Raw genomic sequence first — 23,156 nt, 5'->3', positions numbered from 1 at the left:
AAGAGAATTAACTGAAGGATATAATGAATGATTATTGTTTTGCGAACTCTACCCTCGCACCAACCGACAGAATAAATGGAAGGGTATCACGTCTCATGTACTGCTCAAAGGAAAGGGAATAGGTTCCCTCAGCTGGAAACTGATAGTCTTCCTCAAGTACGAAGGAGTGATCAAAAAGATCTCCCAGACCACTTCCATAAGGTTCTCCGGTCTTAGGATCAAATAAGTTTACTTGTTTTAGTTTCTGATCGAGTATATTATCGAGAGAATCTTTCACGGTGTATTGAAAATACAGATTATAAAAAGGATATGAAGATGCATTCCTGAAGTTAGCCATAAGGTGATATCTCTGAGAAGGATCTTCAATTTGAAAGGTAAAGGTCTGAATTGAATCCAGATGCCAAAAGGCCTCCTCCATATCATTGAAATCTTCATACACTCTGCTTGAGTCACATGATATAAGAACAATGCATAAAATGAATGTGCTTAAATACCGCATATTAAGATTTTTCTGATTTTTGGTTTGGCTTCTTTCCTCGAAACTTTCGTTTCTTTTTCTTCTTCTTTTTCCCTTTGCCGCTAAACTTCCGATCCATTGCTTCCAGGTCACTGTTGATTGATGATGTTTCCAGCGTTTCAGCTTCAACTTCATCCTCCAGCAACGAGAATGGCTTTTGCCCTTTCTTATTTAATGCTTGTATTTCCTTTACTCTTCCAACATCTACAGAATGCCAATTGTTGTCATCATCATATCCAAACCACATGATCTTTCGGAAAATATCCGTTTTCTGTAGCTTGGCATTTCCTCGCTGAGTTTTTAATGGTGACTCTACCTCCGGGATGTTCTCAAGCGCCTCCATATAAGTATCCAACTCATAGTTTAGACAACATTTTAGCCTGCCGCACTGCCCTGAGAGTTTGCTGGGATTTAGTGATAATTTTTGATATCTAGCAGCTGATGTTGAGACATTTTTAAAGTCCGTTAGCCAGGTGGAGCAGCATAACTCTCTACCACATACACCAATTCCACCAATGCGGCCTGCTTCCTGCCGTACACTTATTTGCCGCATTTCTACACGAATTTTAAACTCCCCAGCTAGTATTTTTATGAGTTCTCTAAAATCCACTCTCCCCTCAGCAGAATAAAAGAATGTTGCTTTAGTCCCGTCTGCCTGAAATTCCACATCCGTGAGCTTCATTTCAAGTTTGGTATCCTGAATGATTTCTTTGGTACGATACATAACTGCCTCCTCACGATTTCTGGCTTGATCCCATCGCTCCATGTCCCTCGTAGTGGCTTTCCGGTAAATCTCCCTTACTCCTTCATCATCGTTGACCCCCTTTTTTGTCATCTGAAGTCTCACAAGTTCACCTTGTAATGAAACATATCCTATATGGTGGCCATTTGGTACATCGACAACCACTGGATCTCCTGTTACAATATCTAATTTATTGGAGTTTCTGTAAAATTCTTTTCGCCCGTTTTTGAAGCGAATCTCGGCCACATCAAATCGATGCATTGCAGGAACATCCATGTTTGAAAGCCAATCAAACACATTCAATTTATTACAGCCTCCTGTGCTGCAATGGCCGTTGTTTTTACATCCGGCTGATCCATTCGTACCGCAACTTGCGCATCCCATAGTTCCGTAATCTAATAGATATCTGGACGAATTTGAATATTAAAACAAGGAATCCTACTGACCAAGTTCTTTCAGGTCAAAACCAATATCACTACGATATCTCTTCCCTTCCCAGTTTACTTCTTTGCCTCCTGCATATGACTTGCTCAATGCCTCTCCAAGGTTTTTACCTAGTCCGGTTAAAGCAATGACTCTGCCGCCATTTGTCACTAGTTTTCCGTCAGTCATTTTGGTACCTGCATGAAAAGGAAGTACTGATCTAATATCTCCAATGGTAATTTCATGACCCTTTTCATAAAATTCAGGATAGCCACGACTTACATACATTACCGTCGAAGCTGAAAAACGCTCATACTCGATCTCTGTATCAACGAGATTTTTATCGGCTGCTGCCACTAATAGCTCAAGGAAATCTGTTTTGATTCGAGGCAGAACCACTTCGGTTTCAGGATCACCCATACGTACATTATACTCAATGACATATGGGTCGCCACCAACATTTATCAGCCCAAAAAAGATAAATCCACAGTAGTCAATTTTTTCCTTCTTCAAACCTTCTATCGTTGGCTTAATAATGCGTTTGTTCACTTTCTCCTTAAAGGCTCTGTCTGCAAATACAACAGGAGAGACTGCACCCATTCCTCCAGTATTCAGTCCAGTGTCTTTTTCGCCTATTCGTTTATAATCCTTTGCTTCAGGCAGGATGCGATAATCTTTTCCATCTGTAATAACAAAAAACGAGACTTCAATGCCTTTTAAAAATTGCTCCAACAATACTTTTTCGCTGGCTTCTCCAAATTTCTTATCCTCAATCAACTCTCTGAGTGATTTTCTTGCATCCTCTAACTCCTCGGTAATTATCACACCTTTACCTCCAGCTAAACCGTCTGCCTTTAAGACATATGGAGGCTCAAGTCGTTCCATATATTTTATGGTTTCTTCCAGGTTTTCTTTGGTGACAGTGCGGGAATCCGCAGTAGGAATTTCATACTTATTCATGAATTCTTTGGCGTATTCCTTACTCCCTTCCAGTATTGCGCCTTTTGCTGTAGGGCCAATTATCCTTAGCTTTTTAAAACTCTTGTTTGCTTTAAGGTGATCGACAATACCAAGGACGAGTGGGTCTTCAGGACCTACGATAAGCATATCTATTTCATGCTCTTTAATTGCTTCTCCTACCCTATCAAAGCTTTTAGGGTCTATGTCGAGGTTTGTGCCAACTTTGTGAGTCCCGCCGTTTCCAGGGGCTATGAAAATATTACCGCATTTAGGGCTTTGTTTTACTTTCCAGGCTAGTGCGTGCTCGCGACCTCCGGATCCAAGTATGAGTATGTTCATTGAGTGTGATTTTGCAAACGGAGGGCTAAGTTCAGCGTATTCCTTCTTTTTTCAAAGTCAAGAATCTAAGCTGTCTATTAATGGGCATATTCTGACATAAATTTCACCCGCATCAATCGTACCTCATCCTCAGAATAATACTCACCAAGCTCTTCCATGGCTACTTTCAACTCATCCGTTTCAGCGTTTAGGAAATAATCATAAATATCATCCTGCCGATCATCATCCAGAAGCTGATCGATATAATAATCGATATTTAGCTTGGTGCCCGAGTAGCATATGTTTTCAACTTCAGCAATCACATCTTCATATTTCATTCCCCTGGCCTCTGCTATTTCTTCAAAATCCATCTTCTGATCGATGTGCTGAATAATGTATATTTTATTCTTAGATTTAGTTCCGGAAGTTTTTACTAATACATCTGACGCGGTTACTATATCATTTTCTTCAATATATTCTTCTATCATTTGAAGAAAAGGATCTCCAAACTTTTTCGCCTTACTCTCTCCTACACCGACAATCTGCTTGAGATCATCCATAGTAGTAGGATAGACTGTACACATCTCTTCCAGTGATGGGTCGCTGAAAATCACATATGGAGGGATATCTTCCTCATGAGCTATATCCTTTCGTAGCTTTTTTAGTATACCGAAAAGCGTTTTATCGTATGCGCTCACATTAAGCGGAATCCTGTCGGTATCTTCTTCATTATCGCCTTCTGCTGTATGTTCATGATCTTTTGAAAGCATATGAGAATATGGCTTCTTCAAAAACTCCTGACCTTTTTTAGAAACTTTAAATACAGAAGGATTCTCAATATCTTTCTTTAGAAACTCGTGCAGCAATGTTTGCCTTATTACCGACCTCCAAAGATTTTCATCACTAATATCTTTCCCTTTGCCGAATACATCTAGCTTGTCATGATCATAGCTTTTTACATGCTGTGTATTCTTACCTATTATCACTGCTGCTAAGTGGTTAATATCGAAACGTTCGTTAGTCTGACCAACTGCTTCAATGACCAGCTTGATCATTTCTTTACCTTCAAATTGCTCTTTAGGATGTACGCAGTTGTCGCACTGACCACAATTATCTACCGTAAATTCTTCGCCGAAGTAATGGAGTAACTGTTTTCTACGACATATTGCAGAATCAGCGTATGAAGCCATTTCCTCCAATAAAAACCTTGCATTTTCCCGTTCAGTTACTGCTTTATCTTTATTGAATTTTTCAAGCTTCAGTATGTCGTTGTAGGAGTAAAACATCAGGCAGTTGCTGCTGATTCCATCTCTCCCTGCTCTCCCTGTTTCCTGGTAGTATCCCTCAATCGATTTTGGTGCATCATAGTGAACAACAAACCTCACATCCGGTTTATCAATCCCCATACCAAAAGCTATGGTAGCCACAATCACATCTATATCTTCATTTAGGAATCCGTCCTGATTTTTCATTCGCTCCTTAGATTCCATTCCCGCATGGTAAGGTGCGGCATTAATGTCATTGACTCTCAAGAATTCCGCAATCTCCTCAACTTTCTTTCGACTTAAGCAGTATATGATTCCACTTGCACCTTTATGATCTTTTATGAACCTTATCAGCTGTTTTTTTGCATTCTTCTTTGGACGCACCTCATAATACAAATTGGTTCTGTTAAAAGAAGATTTATACAACTCAGCACCATCCATAGAAAGGTTTTTCTGAATGTCCAGTTGCACTTTGGGTGTTGCCGTTGCTGTTAAAGCGATAATCGGTATATCGCCTAGTTGACCTATTATATCTTTAATTCGGCGATATTCTGGGCGGAAGTCATGCCCCCACTCGGATATACAGTGTGCTTCATCAATCGCTACAAATGAAATTGTAGCTTGCTTAAGAAACGCTACGTTCTCTTCTTTTGTAAGTGACTCGGGGGCTACATATAGCAGCTTTACGATCCCTGAGATTGTATCTTTTTTTACCCTATTGCTCTCAGATTTGGTTAAAGTTGAATTTAGAAACCGGGCGTGAATACCCACTGCATTCATCTGATCTACCTGATTTTTCATAAGTGCAATCAATGGTGAAATCACTATGGCAGTTCCTTCCTGGACAATGGCAGGTAACTGATAACACAAAGATTTACCAGCACCTGTCGGCATAATAACAAACGTATTTTGCCTGTCGAGAATATTGTGAATAATTTCCTCTTGCTTTCCTCTAAAGTTATCGTAACCAAATACTCGTTTAAGGCTATCCTTAAGACTCACTTCGGAAGTTGTCTCCATTTCTCCAGGGTTGTTGTAAAGTAAAAAGTTAATCAAAACCTTGATCGCAAACAAATTGTCCGTTAGGGCAAGTGCGTTCTCGTAACGCTAAGGGAAGAGCTATATTTGCCAAGGTTATTTTTAATGCGAATTTCTCTCTAATTTTTTATGAGTACAAATATTTATGTGGTGATTATGGCTGGTGGGAGCGGAACACGCTTTTGGCCGTATAGTCGAGATGCAAAACCCAAGCAATTTCTTGATGTATTGGGTACTGGAAGGTCATTGTTGCAAATGACATTTGATCGATTTAAGGAGGTTACATCGAACGATAAAATTTGGGTCGTATCAAACCAGAAATATGAAAATCTTATTCAGGATCAACTTCCCGAGCTTGAAAATCATCAAATACTTCTAGAAACTGAGAAGAGAAACACAGCACCTTGTATTGCGTATGCGGCATACAAGATCATGAAAAATGATCCTAACGCGGTAATTATTGTTAGCCCTTCTGATCATGCGATTTTCAAAGAAAAAGAGTTCATGGAGGTAATAAATACGGCTACAGAAAGTGCTTCAATAGAGGATAAGCTGATTACCATTGGCATCCGACCAAACAGGCCTGAGACCGGGTATGGATATATTCAATACCTAAGTGATCCTGGTGTTCCTGTTAAAAAAGTAAAAACGTTTACTGAAAAGCCAGAAGTTGATCTTGCTGCTAAATTCATTGAAAGTGGTGATTTTCTTTGGAACTCCGGCATTTTCGTATGGTCTATTGATGCCATAATAAATGCCTTTGAAAAGTATGAAGAGGAGATTGCAAGTCTTTTTGCTGATGGGTTAAGTGAATATTACACAGAAAATGAGTCAGCGTTTATAAAAAAGGCTTATAGTCAATGCAAAAATATTTCTATTGATTATGCCATAATGGAAAAAGCCGAAAATGTTTATGTTGTTCCTGGAGATTTTGGCTGGTCTGACCTGGGCTCATGGAACGCACTACATGAGATAAAGAAGAAGGATTCAAATGATAATGTGATTGAGGGGTCTGTTATTACCTATGATAGTAAAGACAACTACATCAAAGGGAAGAAAAACAAAGTGACCGTGGTGCAAGGAGTAGAGGGCTTGCTTGTTGCTGACTTTGATGATGTTTTGCTAGTATGTAAAAAAGCAGACTCTTCTTTATTTAGAGACTTTATTACAGATGTAAAAGCAGAGAAAGGGGAAAAATATATTTAAAGAGCTCTTTGTCTCTGCACTTCATAAAGTGCCATTCCTGCTGCTACTCCAACATTTAGCGACTCAATAGAGCCAGACATTGGCACTTTAGCAATATCGTTTGCCAATGACATTAATTCGGGTGAAATTCCATTTTCCTCAGATCCCATTATGATGGCTGTTGGAATAGTAAAGTTCATCACACTCAAGAGTTTATCTGTTTTCTCAGAGCAGGCCACTACATTGATTCCTGATTCTTGTAGGTACCTTACAACATCTTGCAAGTTTTTCTCACGACAAACGGGCAGGTAATTAAAAGCCCCTGCAGAGGTTTTAACTGCATCTTCATTTACCTGAGCGCCACCTCTTGAAGGTATCACAATACCATTTACCCCCAGGCACTCGGCAGTCCTGGCTATTGCACCAAAGTTTCGTATATCTGTTATTTCATCAAGCACCAATATTAGTGGGTTCTTCCCTTCTTCAAACAGCTGAGGGACTAGATGCTCCAAAGTATGGTATTGCACAGGGGACATTAAAGCAACTACACCCTGGTGGTTCTTTTTTGTAAACTTATTAATTCGCTCAGACGGCACTTTTGAAATGGGAGTTGAAGTCTGGTGTAATTCCAGCATCAATTCTTTATACAAATCGCCCTTTAGGTTTTTTTGAATAAAAACACGTTCAAGATGCTTTCCCGATTTTACAGCTTCTATGACTGTTCGAATACCATAAATAATGTCTGATTTTTTATTCATCTGATTCCCTGACGGATTGCTGTTATTTGTGAAAACCAACCCTCACCCAAATCTCCGTTTCTTCGAAGTGTGTAAGTTTTGGGTGCAAAAAAAGTGGAGATAATTGTGAACTCAAAAGCAGCTCCCTGATCATAGAACCATTCCTCAGCACTTTCTGTTCTGTAAACTTCGTCAGGAGCTCCATATCCTATATAAATCATGCCTCTATCGGTTTTCCACCCTGGTTTAAAATCAGTAAAAAGCCTATTAGTTGATTCAATCCAATTATAGTATTTGCGGATAGCATTTCTTGCACGTGATTTAGTGGAGTAAGTATTCATCCAAAAAGAATCAAATGACTCCCTCGGATTCCTGGCGCTGAGAATGGATCTCTTTTCCTGTTCACTGGTTAAGTAGAGCATGGATTCGATTAATTCTGATAGCTGCCTATATTCAGGGAAATATGGTGGCACACGTAAAATTGTCACTCCGGTAGTAGCAAGTGAATCTCTCCGGACAACATAGAAGTAACCTTCTTTAAAGTTTGATTCACTATTAAATACATATGAAGTATCCATATCCACTTGTGGAGCTAACGGTTTCATATCTGCCATAGGCAAATCGGCTTGCGCAAAATCATCAGCATATTGCATGGCTAGAAAACTATCATTTCCCACCCACGAGGAGCTTGTTCTATTAATGTAATTTTCTAAAATAGGCAGGCCGTTTTCATCTACGGGATAAATTGATGGAAAAGATAGTGTTCCTATCATTAGGTTGATGTCATAATAATAGAAGTTGTCCGGTTGGGAAAATTTCACCACTAGCAAATTCTCATTGATATTGCCTGGCAAATCAAGCTGAATCAGCACTTGTCCACTTACATCAAGTAAAGTATCAATGGATAATTTTTCAAGCTGCCGATGGCTGTCGGATTGGTATCCTTTCTGAAGTAGAAATTCATATTTCCATTTCGATAATGAATCTGCTCTTACCTCCAGAAACACTCTATTTCCAACATCAACCTTTACTATTCGATGAGACATTCTTACCTCGAAAGAGACGTCATATTGCCAAGCAACATTTACTCTTGAAAAGTTTATGGCAGCAGTTGAAAAACACCAAAACCAAAGAAAAATCAATATTAAAAGAGACTGCTTTCTCATAGATATCCAAATTAGCTATATAATTGATTTTCTTTGTGCTCTTTAAACAAAAATCGTACAACACCCCCTTAGTATGAGTGTATATACCACTGAAATAGCGTCAGATAAAATTCCATCGGACAATGTCATTCATCAAAGACTATTATCTGCCTATCATCTTGCCAAACCATACATTAATGGCGATTTACTTGAGCTCGGATGTGGTGAAGGACGAGGCGTAGAATTGTTGGCGCCATTGGCTGATTCATATATTGGAATAGATAAGCTTAAAACGGTTATTGAGGGACTGGAAGAAAAATATCCTGATTACAGATTCTTAAGTGGGGTATTTCCACCATTTCCATTTGAGGATAATTCGGTCGATACGATCGTCACTTTTCAGGTGATTGAGCATGTAAAAGATGATGAAGGTTTTATTAAAGAGATACATCGTGTGTTAAAACCTGGAGGTAAAGCCCTAATAACCACTCCAAATATAAAGATGACACTCTCCAGGAATCCGTGGCATCAACGGGAGTACACCGGTGACGAACTTTCAGCGCTATGTGAAAAATATTTCAAAAAGGTGGAGATGAAAGGAATTGCTGGGAATGAAAAAGTACTTGAATACCATGAAAGAAACAGAATTTCCGTTCAAAAAATTCTGAGATATGACTTCTTTGACTTACAGCATAAGTTGCCTGCTGGATTACTCAGAATTCCATATGATATTCTCAATCGGATGAATAGAAATAAACTAAAATCAACAGGAGATGAACTGGTGAAATCAATCACAGTGAATGACTTTAGCTTACAAGATCAATCCGAACAAAACCTTGATTTATTCTGTTTACTCACCAAATAGCCGAATTAACCGGTGAGATTTATTCAATAATTTAAGAAAAACAGAATATTCATGTCAAATCAATTAATCTCTGAACTAAATCAGCTGCTTTCAGATTTTCATATTTACTATCAAAATACCAGAGGTGCACATTGGAATATCAAAGGCCCAAGGTTTTTTGAACTTCATGCAAAATTTGAAGAACTTTATACTGAAGCATTGACCAACATTGATGAAATAGCTGAGCGAATTTTAACTATTGGTGGGCGGCCGGATCATACATTAGAGACATACTTGGAGAAATCTAAGATCGTCTCTGTAAAAGACGAATCTAACGATGAGGAATTGGTAAAAATGATTGTTAGTAATCTTACCACTTTAGTTGCTCAGGAAAATAAAGTGAAGGGATTGGCCGTTGAGGCAGAAGACAATGAGACGGAAGACATGATGATTGGGCTTGTGAACGCACAAGAAAAAACCCAATGGATGTTTAATTCGTGGTTAGGTAAGTGAGAAATCAACAAATAACATTAATTAAATACCTGCTATCGGCATTATTGATAGCAGGTATTTTTATTTCCGCTCCGGCACAAAAGAAAAAGAAAAGAAGAAAGCAGAATATCGAATCTGTGATAGCCACTGGCAGGTCTTACATTGGCACACCATATAAATGGGGAGGTATGTCCAGGTCTGGAATAGATTGTTCAGGCCTTATATATAATTCTTATAAAACCATTGGCGTAAACCTGCCCCGAACAGCAAAAGATCAATCCAAAACAGGGAAGAAGCGCGGGTGGGAAGGCATTCGGGAAGGAGATTTGGTTTACTTCAAATTCAAGAAAAAAGGCAGCAAATGGTTTCACAGTGGCATGATCACTTATGTTGGAAAGGATAAAATACTCTTTGTACACTCTTCCTCCTCCAAGGGGGTTGTAGAATCTAATCTGCTGGCTGACTACTACAAGAAGAATGTGAAGAATTTTAGGCGGGTGATTAGATAGCTTTTACTATTTTCGCTCATCTTTTGGGGCTATAGCTCAGTTGGCTAGAGCGCTACACTGGCAGTGTAGAGGTCGCCGGTTCGAGACCGGCTAGCTCCACTTTTTTTTCCTGCTATGAAGTACTCACTTATCATCTTCCTGCTATTGGTAACGGGAATCGCAAGCTCTCAGGAAAGGGTTTCTCTATCTAAAAACCAATTAAACATCAATATTGCACCACTTTCACTTTCTTACGAAGGAAAGATTGATGATAATAAATCATTTACTTCAAGTGCAGGAATTGCATATGCTTTTGAATTCGCCGCAAGGCAAGGAGGTGGGACGGAAACAGCATTCATTGCCGCCCCTTACTTTACAAGCTCAGTCAGAAACTACTACCAAAGAAAAAATGTTCGAAAAAGTAACTTGCAAAATAACTCTGGCAATTATATAGGCATTTATGCTTCCTACATGCTAGAGCCTTTTGGAGAACCAGATAATCTGACTGAAGCAACGGCTTTTTTAGAAAACACCAATATCCTAACCGTAGGTCCAGTCTGGGGAATTCAACGAAACTATGCAAGCGGCATCCACTTGGGGTTGAGCATAGGTCCCGGTTTCAAAACTGGAAAGTACATTAAAGACAGCTTCACGTTTGCTGGAGAATTTGAATTTGGGTTCGTCTTAAGCTCAAAATAAATAACAGGATACCAATCGAAATCCCCTTCTTGATAACTCCTTTAACAATGATGCTAGATATCTTTAACACATCTAAAGCCTGTATGATTGAAGCCTGAATCTTTACTTGATTTCATTCTTCTGGATACGCGGTAGCCACTGCAATAGCTATCATTGCATAGAAACGAACCTCCTCGCATAGCGTACTTTTCAACAAAAGGATCTTCAGGATCTAAAGAGGTTTCGGGCCCGGTTGGATTCTCAATAATTGCCTTTTTCTTGTATTGACTGTAAACATCAAACCGGTACTTATCCTGACACCATTCCCACACGTTACCGGCCATATCATATAGCCCATAGCCATTTGGTGGAAATGACTTCACAGGTGCTGTCCCAAAAAAACCATCCTTCTCACTATTGTGATATGGGAATAATCCCTGCCAGAAATTTGCTTGATCTGAGGCTTGATTTACTGATTTATTACCCCACGGGTAAATTGGGTTCTGCAACCCTCCCATAGCCGCCCATTCCCATTCAGCTTCTGTTGGTAATCGCTTTCCAGCCCATTTAGCAAATGCTTGTGCATCATTCCAGGAGACATGCACGACTGGATGATCCATTCGATTTTCAATTGAGGATTCTGGTCCCTCAGGGTGTTTCCAACATGCGCCTACTGTCCATTTCCACCACTTGGAGTAATCTCTAAGATTTACCGGGCCATCTGTTGTAGCGAAAACAAGAGATCCAGCCTTTAATAATGAATCCGGTGGTTTTGATGTCCCTTCTGGTAATTGCTCAAGCATTTCATTCCAATCAATATCTCGCTCCGCCTCTGTTATATAACCTGTAGCCTCTACAAAAGCTAGAAATTGTGCGTTGGTTACTTCTGTTTGATCCATGTAGAACCCAGAAACATTAACCTTGAAAGGCGGGAGTTCGTCTTCCATAGCGTCATTATTTGTTCCTCCCATTATAAAAGTTCCTTCCGGGATTAAAACCATCCCCTCAAATGGAGACTGTTCAAGACTTTGATTAGTCTTCTCCGACTTTCCTGAGCAAGAAGAGATAAACAGAGTAACAGACAAAAAACAGTTAATTCTTAATAACCTTACCAATAACTTCATTATCAACCTTAAGTATATAAACGCCATGCTTCAGTGACTCTATTGAAATTTCATTGGACATATTAGTAACTCCACCTTCAATTAATACTTTACCGGATAAATCAATTACTTCAAATAAGTGATCTCTTTGAGTAAGCCCCATAATTTTAATGTAGTTAGTTGAATTCGTTGGGAAAAGGAAAATTTCGGGATTCTCTCCAGTAGATAATGGTGTAAAGTCAAATGCTAGATTGTATTGATACACCTGATTATTTACCTTTACATTAATCATTAAATTACCTGTATCACGAGGTGTTGAATGTTTAATTAGTTCGAAGAATAAAGTTGTTTGCTTTTTTCCTTCTTTCAGGCCTTTAACGCGATATCCTGCCCATTCCGGAGTATTTACTTCATTAATTTCAATTGCCCCGTTATTTGGTATTGATAGATTTATATATAACGTATCTGGAAGATACGAATTATCAGCGAATTGAATATTATCTGAAATTTCAAAATACCCACTAAACGCACGAAAAAGCTCTAATTTGGAAGTCTCATCATTAATTGAAATCAATGATTTCTCGCCATTATTTCCATATTTACTGTATTCACCCTCTATCTGAGAGTGTTCGAGCAAATGATAGTTTAATCGGTGAGTCAGATTTGACCTGAGAATTGTCGACTCAATCCTGTTGAAAATGTTATTCTGCTCAAGAGAATCCGCATTGAGATCATATACTTGATCCTTATCGAAATATGCTGGGAATAGTGAATCAGCTTCAAAGAGCAATGGGGTGTTTGAGCCAATATATTCCCTGCCATAATGTGTAAACTTAGTGCCGGATTTTTCAAGATCATTTAGTTCATCCGTATACCGAACCGTCAGATATTTATATCCATCATCTGTAACAAGGGCTCGACTAAAACCTATTTCCAATAATAAATCATTTCGCCATTCAGAATTCGGATTAGTGAGTTTAAAAAGACTTTCGCCATCAAAATTATCTTTATCGTAAGGAATATCCGCTAATTCCAAAATAGTTGGTCCAATGTCCAGGTTAGCAGCTATTCGATTTTTTGTTAAATGAGAATTATTTAAAGAGGGATGTGAAATCATAAATGGCACTCTTGCACTCTCGTAATTATGATTTTTTCCCCTAATTCCATGATCACTTAAAAAGATAATTGCTGTATTTTCTAGTTTATTGATCTGTCTCAGCTTATCAATAATAACTCTAATTCCCTCATCAAGCCAGGTCATGTATGGCTGTTCTCTATTCAAAGAGCTAACAAGACTTAGTATGCTATCCCTACTCAGCATCATAGGAACAAATGATGGAATTGAATTTGAAATCCCTAAAGCTGTAATAAATCTATCTCTAATTAAACTTTTATACGGGTCAGGCCCATGAGGAACCGTGGAAGAATAGTATAAAAAAAATGGAGAATCCTTATTTCGATCAATAAACTCAATGCCTTCCTTACTTATCCATTCAACATTGTGGTTTCTTAAATTTTTTGGATTTAAGGCGCCAAGATTAGCTTTATAAGCTGCTCCAACTTCATCAAATCCATAAGACATAATGCTGTTCTGAAGTTCAGAATAATTAAAAGCGAGTTGGCTCAATACAGCACTATCACTTGGATTTGCATCTTTATCTATAATGTAAGGATCTTTGAATCCTAGATGCCATTTCCCAACCATTCCTGTGTGATAACCAGAGTTGGAAAGCTCTGAAACCCAGGTCTGATCCATTTGAAGCTGTGTAGTAAATCCTACATTCGGAATTTCTCCTTCCAAGGTTTTGCTTCTTAAATTATTCGATTTAGAAGCATATTTTCCTGTAAGAAGCGTGTATCTACTTGGGGTGCATACTGCAGAGGTGACATATCCTTTTTCAAAAACTATTCCATTTTCAAACAAAGAATCTATCGTTGGGGTATACACATCTCCTCCGAAATATGAGAGATGGTTAAAGTTTAAATCATCAATATAAAATAAAATTATATTAGGTCTTTCTTGTGCTATTATGCTGCTAACGCCTAAAAGAAAGGAAATTGCAAAAACACCTTTTTTCATCAACCAAAAATAATCAAATAAAACAGTCACTTAAAGAGAATCTGAATCTCCTCAGGAACTCTTTTTAGTTTCTGGGTCTCCCGATCAATCAGGCACCAATTAGTTTTTACCTGCACCAGAAGCTCCTCTCCTTTAAAAATTTTTACGATCCGATTTGAAAAAGGTCCGCGATAACCTTCAACATATGTTTTCACGATAATCTCATCACCAAGAAATGCTTGTTTTTCATACTCCACATGATGGGATCGTACCATCCAGAAATAATCTTCATTGATCTCTTCGTTAATCTCAGAAAGCCAGTGTTCACGTGAAATGTCCAGAGCCCATTGCATGTACACCAGGTTATTGACATGATCATTGAAATCGAGGTGGTCTTTGGTGACAGTAATTTTATTCTCGAAAATTTTCATCTCACAAATCTACCACTCCACAATCACCATCAGATTTGGTGCAAAACCAATCGCCTCGCGATCCACAAAACCGTCCCGACTTCTATATACCCGATCTGTAAGGTTAGCTTGATTTAGTGCATTGATAATGGACACACCAAAAGTAGCACCCCATTTTCGCTTGTCCGTTTGAGGGATTTTGTAGGAAGCAGACACATCCAACGAGTGAACGTTTGGGTATCGCTCCGGCACATCCTCAAAAGGGTTTGGGGGTCGTGGAGGCGGAGGGGAACCCGGAGGTGGCGGTGGTGGAGGATTTTGAGGACCTCTTAGAAAGATAGCTTCAGCAAAAGCAATGTCGAGTGAATACGCATTGAGACCAGATGCAAATCTCCATGCTGCCGAGACTTTCCACCGGTTTTTCTTATACGCCCCGCCTAAGTACCACACGTGCGGCTGAACATATTTTGACTTATACGTCACCCGGTCTGTGGTGTCAATCTGAATTTTGGAATCATGGTAAGAGTAACCTGTCCACAGTGAAGTAGCTTCTGACACCTGCTTTTTTAGAAGTACGTCTATGCCGTAGGTTTCCTGATCCATGGTGTAAAACCCCCGATTTGGATTGAGTCTTCGATCTTCATAGATGGTGATATCATTGGCTGTTTTATAGAATCCCTCAATATCAAATATCCACTTATTGTTGGTGCTTATTACAGCTCCAAACATTGATTGGGTTCCTCTGATAATAAACCCTGTTTCATCATCAGCGAGCACCCACAGCTCATTGTCAAATCCACCACTGGAGTATTCCAAATTTTTTACCTGGCTCAAAAACTGGTTGTACCATCCATGAGAAGATTTTAAAGTCATCCAATCTGTCAAATCATAGTTGACAAGCAGTCGGGGTGAGATACTATAATCTTTCAGTTCACTATAGTATGTGCCTCTCATACCTAACTGGATATACCACCTGCTCCATCCAAAAAATTCATAATTGGTGTATGGGGATATGGTACTTGCCTCCACAGTTTTTGCAAACGAATAGAGTGACGAATCAGGCAGGATATTCAGGTAATCGGTTGAGGTTTTTTGTCTTTTATAATCAACCCCCAGTTGAAGATTGGAGTATTGGGTTTTCTTTGAAAACTCCTGCATCACATTTAGGTCGTCAATGGAGTTATATGATACGAACGGTGGGACATCAGGTGCTAGTGTCTTGATGGTAAACTCAAAATCGTACTTAGAGTAAGTAGCGCTTAGTTGTGAACTCCAACTTTTATTCCAATCCGATTCCCAGGAAAGATTTGCCCCTATGTTTTCATATCTATTGTTATTTGATCTGGGAAGAAGGCCAGTTGGTGTCACAGGCTTAAAATTGATATCTGAAAAAGTGTATATGCTAGATAATCCCAGCCGGTTGTTCTTGTTGAGTTGATAAGACAACTTTCCATTGTAGTCACTAAAACCCACCTCTACTCTATCAGTCAGTAATCCACCCTGATCAACCAGGGAAGTTGCTGCAAAAACGGATTCTGAAATCTCTTCCAGCTTGGGTGATTTAAAAGATCTTGGATAAGATTTTCTAATGCTGAGTGCTCCACTCCATTTATCTGAAATCCTGACTTTTCCATAGCTCATGCCAAAAAGGGTATTTGCGCCCAGTCCATAATTAGAAGACTCTTCAGCATCATCAGAATTAATTACAATGGCGCCTCCCACCCGATCTCCAAACCGAGGATGAAACCCGCTTCTATACACCTCTACATCATCCACAATTTTAGGATTATAAGGCGAAATAGTACCATAATAATGCCCCCGGTGATAGATCGGAATGTTGTCAAAAAGGATCAACGTTTGATCGGTATCGCTTCCCCGTATGAAAATGTTTCCAGCTCGACTGTCAGGATTTGTGATTCCAGGAAGTGCCGCAATAGAAGTAAAAAGGTCGCCATCGGTTTCTCCTGGAAGCAGTGGTAGCTCATTAACATCTATTTGTATTTGCTGACGTGAAGGCATTAGATTGATACCTTTCGTGAGATAGTCTTCCACTACTACTGTATTTAGCCTTCGGGTAGGTAAATCCAATCTCACCTTCAAGGATTTTTGATTGAACAAATCTTCAATCGGAATTATTCTTGGCTTATACCCCTGACTGAATACGTTTAGCTTGTCTTTGGCATCTGGTTTATATGTAAACGTCCATCCGCCTTCTAAATATGTAGTGGGGATAAGTGCATCGTTTACCACTACCTGCACTCCAAATGATTCATCGATTGATGAATCATCCAATGAATCTCTCACCATTAAATTATATGTAGTTTCAACTGCCCCAATGGTGTAGTAGGTGTCGTCTATTTGCTCAACAGCTACTGGAAATTTGCTTTCTATCTCTTGAATGAATTGACCCAAATCATTCGAGGTAAATAACAGATCCGGATCAGCAAGTTTGAGCAACTCGGCATCAAAAGAAAAGCTGATCCCAAGCTCATTCTCAAATTTTTTAATTGCATCGAAAAAAGAGGTAGAGCTATTTTGGGCATACCCTGAAAGGATTGCCATCAAAGCAATGAATGAAACTAAGGCGCGTATGATCATTTTAATTACCCTCAGACAGGATTACCTTCTTCCCTTCCTGTGCATAATTGATTTTAAATGGTGAAAAAACTGTTCGCAATGCTACATCCAGTTTATCATTCGGAATCCTCCCTGTGAATCTCCTGGATGTATTTACACTCCCTTTTTCGACCGTAATTCCATATAGTTTTTCGAGTGTTTTTATAACCTGGGTAAGTGGAGCGTTCCCAAACTTCGTTTGGTTTTGCAGCCAATCTGGTGATGTCTCATCCAGTTCAATTTTATCCTCCCATTTCCCCTCAAAAAACAAGTATCCCTCACCGCCTGCCACGATAACGCTGGATTGATCAACCGCTGTAGCTCGAACTTTTCCCTCAAAACAACGAACATTAAAACCAGACTCAAAATCGTCCACTTCGAAGACTGTTCCAAGTACTTCCACGACACCATTTACAGATTCAACACTGAAAGGGCTTCCCTTTTTAACTGCTAAGAGCACTTTCCCCTTCAACTTTATTTGACGTTTTGCGCTTTTCTTACTTTTCAAGCTAGCCTTTTCAGCAAGTACTTCCTTCCAGGTATTTTTATCCCATGAAATCTCAGAATTTGGAGCTAAAGTAGCTTTAGATCCATCAGGAAGTTCCACTTCTTGCACTTCACCCGCTACTGTAGAGTATGACACGGTGGAATCTCCCATAATGAGCCATAGGTACGAAACGACCGCAATTAATATCACGGCAGCTGCTGCATAGCTCAACCACGGACGCATAGTCGTAACCTTCGCTTTAGGTTTGGATGTAATTTCTTTTGGATCGAACAGGTGCTCTGTGTGATCAGGTACCCAATTGTCCACTTCACCTACAATCTGAATATACTTCAGTGCTTCTTCACTTCCGATTCGCTCCTTAAGCTCCTCATTGGAGATTTCGCCTTTCAGCCATTTTGATAAGTTTTCGTCCATGGTTATGTTCCTTGACTATTCAAAGGGGAAACTTTGAAAAACCCTGCCTATATTTTTAAATTATCTATTTCGTCAAGATTATCCTTGAGCGTCTTCACGGCACTACTAATATGTTTCTCTACTGTCTTAATAGAAATATCCATGATCTCAGCAATCTCCCTGTTTTTATATTTATCAATTCGGCTCATCAGAAAAACTACGCGCTGTTTTTCAGGTAAATCAGAGACAGCAGTTTCCAGGCGTTGCTTAAATTCTTCCTCTTCATACAGAAATTCCGGATTTTGTTCCATCTGGTTTTCTGATCGATTTGATCGATGTTCAAATTTTAATACTACTTTTTTATGATCGTAATGATCAAGGAACAAACGGTTGGCTGTTGTAAACAAAAATCCTTTCGCTTTATTCAAAGCCACTTTTGCGCAATTGTTCCATAGTCTTATAAAGGCTTCCTGTGTGAAATCCCTAGCCTTCTCCAAATCGCCAAGTTTATAAAAGAGGAAATTTCTGACTTTAAGTTCGTGGCTGATATACTCTTTATGAAAAACGTGCTCTTCGCACAATGAGTCCTTCACTGTTCTGCTGGTTTTTGTTCGCTCAATCCTACAAAGCTAAATTATGTAAAGCTGTCCAAAACGATTGAAACATTAATAAATCTTGAGGCTGAGTAGGGTAAATACCCTTACTCCCGTCATACTTCTAAACCAAGAAGAATTGATGTTATGAAGAAATTTTTGAGTACACTATATGTCAACCACATGCTCCTTTGGACATCCGTCAGATTAGCAGTAGATGATCTGAAAGTAAGAAATGAAAGATAATTCATGGTGGTAGTGAATTACTAAGGCGGAGTGCCCACCCGGGCACACTATAGAGCGGCTCGTGGTAGGGCCGCTTTTTTCTTTTAAAAAGTAGGGTTATTTATAATCTCCCCTTTTGAAAAATAAGAGCATCATTTATTAACCAAATAACCTGCCTTTCGGAAGAAGAACTTCCTTATGCTCCCATATAATCTACTATCATGAAGAAATCCATTATTTATTCGCTGTTTTCAATTCTCTCGCTTTATGGACTATGTCAGAGTACGACTTCCGTTTTGACCTGCACACCATATACCTGGTCAGTCAATGGAGAAACATACAGCACATCTTCACAGGTGATTTCCGGGAGCGATACCCTGAACTTAACAGTTCGTGAAAATCAAGTAGAAGTTCGGAGAATATTTACCTGTAATAGCTACTACTGGAGTTTGACTGATCAAACCTATACATCAACTGGTACATACAGCTCAATGGAGACCACTGCAGAAGGGTGTACAATCGAACATGTACTTGAATTGACGGTCAATAGCCATTACAATGCGTCCTCTGGCGCAGCAGATTGTGATACGTACGAGTGGCAAGAATTGGATCTTCCAGTAGGTACATGGGAGGCCTTATCCGTTGATTTGGATGCTTCAGGAACAATCCTGGCAACAGGGAATGGTCAAGAAGGTGCTTTCGGCGAAGCTAAAATTTACCAATGGACAGAATCAGGTTGGTCTCAAATGGGACCGACACTGGAAGGGGTCTCTAACAATTTTGGAGGATCAGTCAAGCTTTCTGCCAATGGAAAATACCTTGCAATTGGATCTCCCATGGTGGGTGGCCCAGGGAGAGTTGACACTTATGAATGGAATGGAGCCAATTGGATTTCGAGAGGTACTCCAATAGAAGGTATTCATGAATTTGAAGAATTTGGCTTTGATATTGATTTCAGTGATGATGGTAATATTATGGCCGTAAGCGCTCCAAGCTCTGGCCGTGTGGCTATCGAACTAGGTGAAGTACGTGTATATCAGTGGGTGGGTGATGATTGGACACAAATGGGCGATCATATCTATAAGTATGAATTCACAAACAGCGCAAACAATAATGGGCATTCCATTGCTCTCTCAGGTGATGGTCTTACCCTTATGATGGGTGCACCTTTTTCCAAAGGCATTATTCACAATGTACCGGGTAAAGTTTTCCAATTTGACTGGAATGGTACGGAATGGGAGTTAGACAGAAATCTGAATGGAACTGGTGATCAGGCACGATATGGTTGGTCAGTCGCACTCTCAAATGATGGTTCAAGAAATGCGATTGGATCTCCCAACTATGTAACCAACACAGGTCGAGTACCATGGATTGGTGGGACTTTATATGGAGAAACTACCGGTTTACAGTTTGGAAAAAGTGTTGACTTAAGTTACGATGCTGACATTATTGCCGTTGGAACTACACAATACAATGGCCCCAACAATTCCTCAGGAAGAGTACAACTTTTTAAAGTTAGTGGGGACTCCTACATCCAATATGGGGAAAACATTTTGGGTGTGGAGGAATCAGAAAATTTCGGAAACAAAGTAGCTATTAATCATTCAGGAAATATTATAGCTATTGGTAGTTATAAGGGCTCTAATACAAGTGGTAATCCAGTTAATGATATGCACGTCTACTACTACGGCTGTGCAAATTCCGCTCAAAATTGCGAGCCTTCTGCCTGTACTAATTTAATTGAGCATACCACAGAAGTGTCTGAGTGCTCCTACTACAAATTCAACGGAACCACCATTTTTGAATCTGGAACCTATCAGGCGATGTTTGAAAGTCCACAAGGTTGCGATAGTCTGGTAACGCTAAACTTAACTCTTCTGTCTGATAGAGTGGATGCAAATGTTTCAGCATGTGGTAGCTATGAGTTTGATGGGTACACGTTCACTGAGTCCACTACCACAAGTGGTCGATTCACCAATATCCACGGATGCGATTCTACAGTGACACTCTATCTGACTATAGGTACAGAGGAGTCTTACAATCATGAAATAGCTGCTTGCAACAGCTATGAATTTAACGGTTCTACATTAACAACCTCAGGTATTTATGAGGCTACATATACGAGAGCATCCGGATGTGATTCCCTTGCCATTATCAATCTTACAATTTTTGAAGAGAAGGAGGTTTCATTGATAGAGGAGGCCTGTAACTCTTTCGATTTTAATGGGACTACATACAATACTTCGGGCAATTACACCGCTACTCTTACCAACATTTACGGATGTGATAGTTTAGTAAACCTAGATTTAACCATTCATGAAATGTATGATGCAACAGAGTCTATTTCTACATGTGATTCATACTCCTTTAACGGAAGTGAATTAACCGCCTCCGGAACTTACCATGCTTCATTATTAAGTCAGGACGGCTGTGATAGTCTGGTAACGGTGAATCTGACAATTCTGGAATCTGATGAAGTCAATCTGGACATTTCTGCATGTGAAAATTATTACTTCAATGGGGAAGAAATTATAACTTCTGGACTGCATTATGGCACTTTCCAAAATCAAGATGGATGTGACTCACTCGTTACTCTAAACTTAACAATTCATAATGATGATTTTACCCAACTTGAAGCAGCATCATGCGATAGCTATTATTTTGAAGGTTCTGTACTAACTACTTCAGGCATATATGAAAGCACATCTATCAATCAGGCAGGATGTGACAGCTTGGTCTCTTTGAATCTAACCATTTTAGAAGGTCATGATGAGACGGTTACGGTCGAATCTTGCGGAAGCTACAATTTTGATGGAAATACACTTACAACAGCAGGAACATACGAAGGCCTTTTTACTAACGCTTACGGATGTGACAGTTTGGTGACAGTCAATCTTTCGTTTGTTGATGCGTATAATATTACCAAAAACATCTTCAAATGTGACGGCTATCAATTTGGCGGCAATACATTAACATCTTCCGGAACATACGATTATTTGTATACAACAAGTAATGGTTGTGATAGCCTGGTTATGCTAAATTTAACCTTAGGGGAAAGTGATACCGAATCAATATCTCTCACAGCATGCGATAGTCATGAGTGGGCGGGAAATACCTATACCTCATCAGGTCTTTATACCAACACATTTACAAATAGTGTCGGATGCGACAGCCTTGTATCCCTTGATTTAACGATCCTTCAAAGCTCTTCAAGCTCAACCCCAATTACTTCATGTGATAGCTACGAATGGAATGGCGTTGTTTATGAAACTTCAGGAACATATGAAGAACATTTTACGAATGCAGTCGGTTGCGATAGTACAGCCATAATACAACTCTCAATCTATGAGTCTGAGATCATTGAAGAATCTATTGAGGCATGCAACCACTATTTTTTCAATGGGACAGAGCTAACCGAATCTGGAGTTTATACTAAAACAATGCTCAACCAGCATGGTTGTGACAGCTTAATTACACTCAACCTGACCATTAGCTACGATAAGGAAACAAGCGAAGAAGTTACCGCATGTGAGTCCTATACGTACGATGGTATTACTTATACTGAATCTGGAGAGTACCTTTTCAACCTTACAAATCAACTAGGTTGCGATTCAATTGTACACCTTCGTTTAACTATCTATAAACCAGATGAAACGAGTCAGAAAGTGGATGCTTGTGGCGAATATTGGTTTGAAGACACATTAATTACTGAAACTGGACTTTATGAGAAAATACTTACAAACAGTGTTGGATGTGACAGTACTGTACTTTTGGATTTAACCATATTAGCAGAGTTTAAGGTTGAGATTGAAAAAGAGGCTTGTGAGTCATATAAATTTAATGAAACGGTGTTGACCTCCTCCGGAACCTATTCCGAAATTTTTCAATCAATACATGGATGCGACAGTTTGGTCATGCTTAACCTTATAATTCTCGAGGAATCAATTTGTAATCCGCTCTCCGCCCAAAAATCAACTATTTCATATATCGTTAAACCAAATCCTACAACTGAATATGTTCAAATTCAGGGTTTGAATAAGGATGTGAAATATGAAATTTATGATTTGATTGGAAAGAAAGTACAAGAAGGATTTACAAGCAACTATGAGATGAAGTTACATGTGAATGAAGGCACTTATATGATCGTTCTTCCCGAAACAAGACAAAAAATGAAAATAGTAAAGATCAAATAGCATTGATGAATTGAATAGATGCTAACAGAATCGGTCCATCGCTAGGGCCGCTTTTTTTATGTCCTTACATTGACTTTTTGATCCGTTTCAATTTGAATGCGACTAAAACTCCACCAAATGAAGCAAGTCCTCTTATGTTCTCCTGCTTATTCATAGCAACAACATGTTCTTATAATCTATTATTTCGAATGTATAACGCATGATTATCTGAAATGGCGTAGTTG

18 protein-coding genes and 1 tRNA gene are annotated in these 23,156 nt (G+C 39.2%); 7 read left to right on the top strand and 12 right to left on the bottom strand.

What is annotated here, in order from left to right:
• Positions 1–31 precede the first annotated feature (31 nt).
• The 4 genes from CHB71_RS03490 to recQ form a co-directional block, all read right to left on the bottom strand.
• Positions 32–499: a gliding motility lipoprotein GldH gene (locus tag CHB71_RS03490; protein ID WP_089355481.1), complete on the bottom strand. Its 468-nt coding sequence runs from the start codon at positions 497–499 to the stop codon at positions 32–34.
• Position 500: 1 nt separating this feature from the next.
• Complete coding sequence (locus CHB71_RS03485) at positions 501–1,643, bottom strand: PSP1 domain-containing protein (RefSeq protein ID WP_089355480.1); 1,143 nt, start codon at positions 1,641–1,643, stop codon at positions 501–503.
• Positions 1,644–1,697: 54 nt separating this feature from the next.
• Positions 1,698–2,981, bottom strand: a complete 1,284-nt coding sequence (purD, locus tag CHB71_RS03480) for a phosphoribosylamine--glycine ligase (RefSeq protein WP_089355479.1) — start codon at positions 2,979–2,981, stop codon at positions 1,698–1,700.
• Positions 2,982–3,058: 77 nt separating this feature from the next.
• Entirely contained in the window at positions 3,059–5,245 is a 2,187-nt protein-coding gene (gene recQ / locus CHB71_RS03475; protein ID WP_089355616.1) for a DNA helicase RecQ, read from the bottom strand.
• A 147-nt stretch (positions 5,246–5,392) separates the two neighbouring features.
• Between recQ and CHB71_RS03470 the strand changes: the two genes are divergently transcribed.
• Entirely contained in the window at positions 5,393–6,469 is a 1,077-nt protein-coding gene (locus tag CHB71_RS03470) for a mannose-1-phosphate guanylyltransferase (protein ID WP_089355478.1), read from the top strand.
• Here the strand turns inward: CHB71_RS03470 and rlmB are convergent.
• Together rlmB and CHB71_RS03460 are read right to left on the bottom strand one after the other, a co-directional pair.
• Positions 6,466–7,206, bottom strand: a complete 741-nt coding sequence (gene rlmB / locus CHB71_RS03465) for a 23S rRNA (guanosine(2251)-2'-O)-methyltransferase RlmB (protein WP_089355477.1) — start codon at positions 7,204–7,206, stop codon at positions 6,466–6,468. The genes CHB71_RS03470 and rlmB overlap by 4 nt on opposite strands.
• The gene (locus CHB71_RS03460; RefSeq protein WP_089355476.1) at positions 7,203–8,351 is read right to left on the bottom strand and encodes a GWxTD domain-containing protein; all 1,149 of its coding nucleotides are present in this window, start codon (positions 8,349–8,351) and stop codon (positions 7,203–7,205) included. The genes rlmB and CHB71_RS03460 overlap by 4 nt, the downstream gene beginning before the upstream one ends.
• A 73-nt stretch (positions 8,352–8,424) precedes the next feature.
• Here CHB71_RS03460 and CHB71_RS03455 point away from each other — a divergent pair, with 73 nt between their 5' ends.
• From CHB71_RS03455 to CHB71_RS03435, 5 genes are all read left to right on the top strand, one after another.
• The gene (locus tag CHB71_RS03455; RefSeq protein ID WP_089355475.1) at positions 8,425–9,195 is read left to right on the top strand and encodes a class I SAM-dependent methyltransferase; all 771 of its coding nucleotides are present in this window, start codon (positions 8,425–8,427) and stop codon (positions 9,193–9,195) included.
• A 51-nt stretch (positions 9,196–9,246) separates the two neighbouring features.
• On the top strand, positions 9,247–9,687 hold the full coding sequence (locus tag CHB71_RS03450) for a Dps family protein (protein WP_089355474.1): 441 nt from the start codon (positions 9,247–9,249) through the stop codon (positions 9,685–9,687).
• Positions 9,684–10,175 (top strand): C40 family peptidase, encoded by a 492-nt coding sequence (locus CHB71_RS03445; protein WP_089355473.1) that lies wholly within the window; start codon positions 9,684–9,686, stop codon positions 10,173–10,175. Before CHB71_RS03450 ends, CHB71_RS03445 begins: the two co-directional genes overlap by 4 nt.
• A 25-nt stretch (positions 10,176–10,200) precedes the next feature.
• Positions 10,201–10,274: transfer RNA gene (locus tag CHB71_RS03440), tRNA-Ala, on the top strand.
• A gap of 15 nt (positions 10,275–10,289) precedes the next feature.
• Positions 10,290–10,853 (top strand): hypothetical protein, encoded by a 564-nt coding sequence (locus tag CHB71_RS03435; protein WP_089355472.1) that lies wholly within the window; start codon positions 10,290–10,292, stop codon positions 10,851–10,853.
• A 53-nt stretch (positions 10,854–10,906) separates the two neighbouring features.
• Here CHB71_RS03435 and CHB71_RS03430 read toward each other — a convergent pair whose 3' ends face one another.
• From CHB71_RS03430 to CHB71_RS03405, 6 genes are read right to left on the bottom strand one after another with little or no spacing between them, the layout of a single operon-like run.
• Positions 10,907–11,956 (bottom strand): formylglycine-generating enzyme family protein, encoded by a 1,050-nt coding sequence (locus tag CHB71_RS03430; protein WP_089355471.1) that lies wholly within the window; start codon positions 11,954–11,956, stop codon positions 10,907–10,909.
• Positions 11,925–14,015 carry a sulfatase-like hydrolase/transferase gene (locus tag CHB71_RS03425; protein ID WP_089355470.1) on the bottom strand — a complete coding sequence of 697 codons (2,091 nt, stop codon included), beginning with the start codon at positions 14,013–14,015 and terminating at the stop codon, positions 11,925–11,927. The genes CHB71_RS03430 and CHB71_RS03425 overlap by 32 nt, the downstream gene beginning before the upstream one ends.
• 26 nt (positions 14,016–14,041) lie before the next feature.
• Entirely contained in the window at positions 14,042–14,425 is a 384-nt protein-coding gene (locus CHB71_RS03420) for an acyl-CoA thioesterase (protein WP_089355469.1), read from the bottom strand.
• Between the two features lie 9 nt (positions 14,426–14,434).
• A complete protein-coding gene (locus CHB71_RS03415; RefSeq protein ID WP_089355468.1) occupies positions 14,435–17,002 on the bottom strand; it encodes a TonB-dependent receptor plug domain-containing protein in 2,568 nt (855 codons plus the stop codon).
• A gap of 1 nt (position 17,003) precedes the next feature.
• Positions 17,004–17,942, bottom strand: coding sequence for a FecR family protein (locus CHB71_RS03410; RefSeq protein ID WP_089355467.1), 939 nt, complete (start codon positions 17,940–17,942; stop codon positions 17,004–17,006).
• Between the two features lie 47 nt (positions 17,943–17,989).
• Positions 17,990–18,514, bottom strand: coding sequence for an RNA polymerase sigma factor (locus CHB71_RS03405; protein ID WP_179213289.1), 525 nt, complete (start codon positions 18,512–18,514; stop codon positions 17,990–17,992).
• Positions 18,515–18,960: 446 nt separating this feature from the next.
• On the opposite strand from CHB71_RS03405, the gene CHB71_RS03400 reads away from it, so the two are divergent.
• A complete protein-coding gene (locus CHB71_RS03400; protein ID WP_144017314.1) occupies positions 18,961–22,932 on the top strand; it encodes a T9SS type A sorting domain-containing protein in 3,972 nt (1,323 codons plus the stop codon).
• Positions 22,933–23,156 lie beyond the last annotated feature (224 nt).

Source organism: Ekhidna lutea (genome assembly GCF_900188325.1).
Lineage (GTDB): Bacteria > Bacteroidota > Bacteroidia > Cytophagales > Cyclobacteriaceae > Ekhidna > Ekhidna lutea.
Note: the sequence above shows the minus strand (reverse complement) of the source record. Positions and strands in the feature narration are given on the sequence as shown.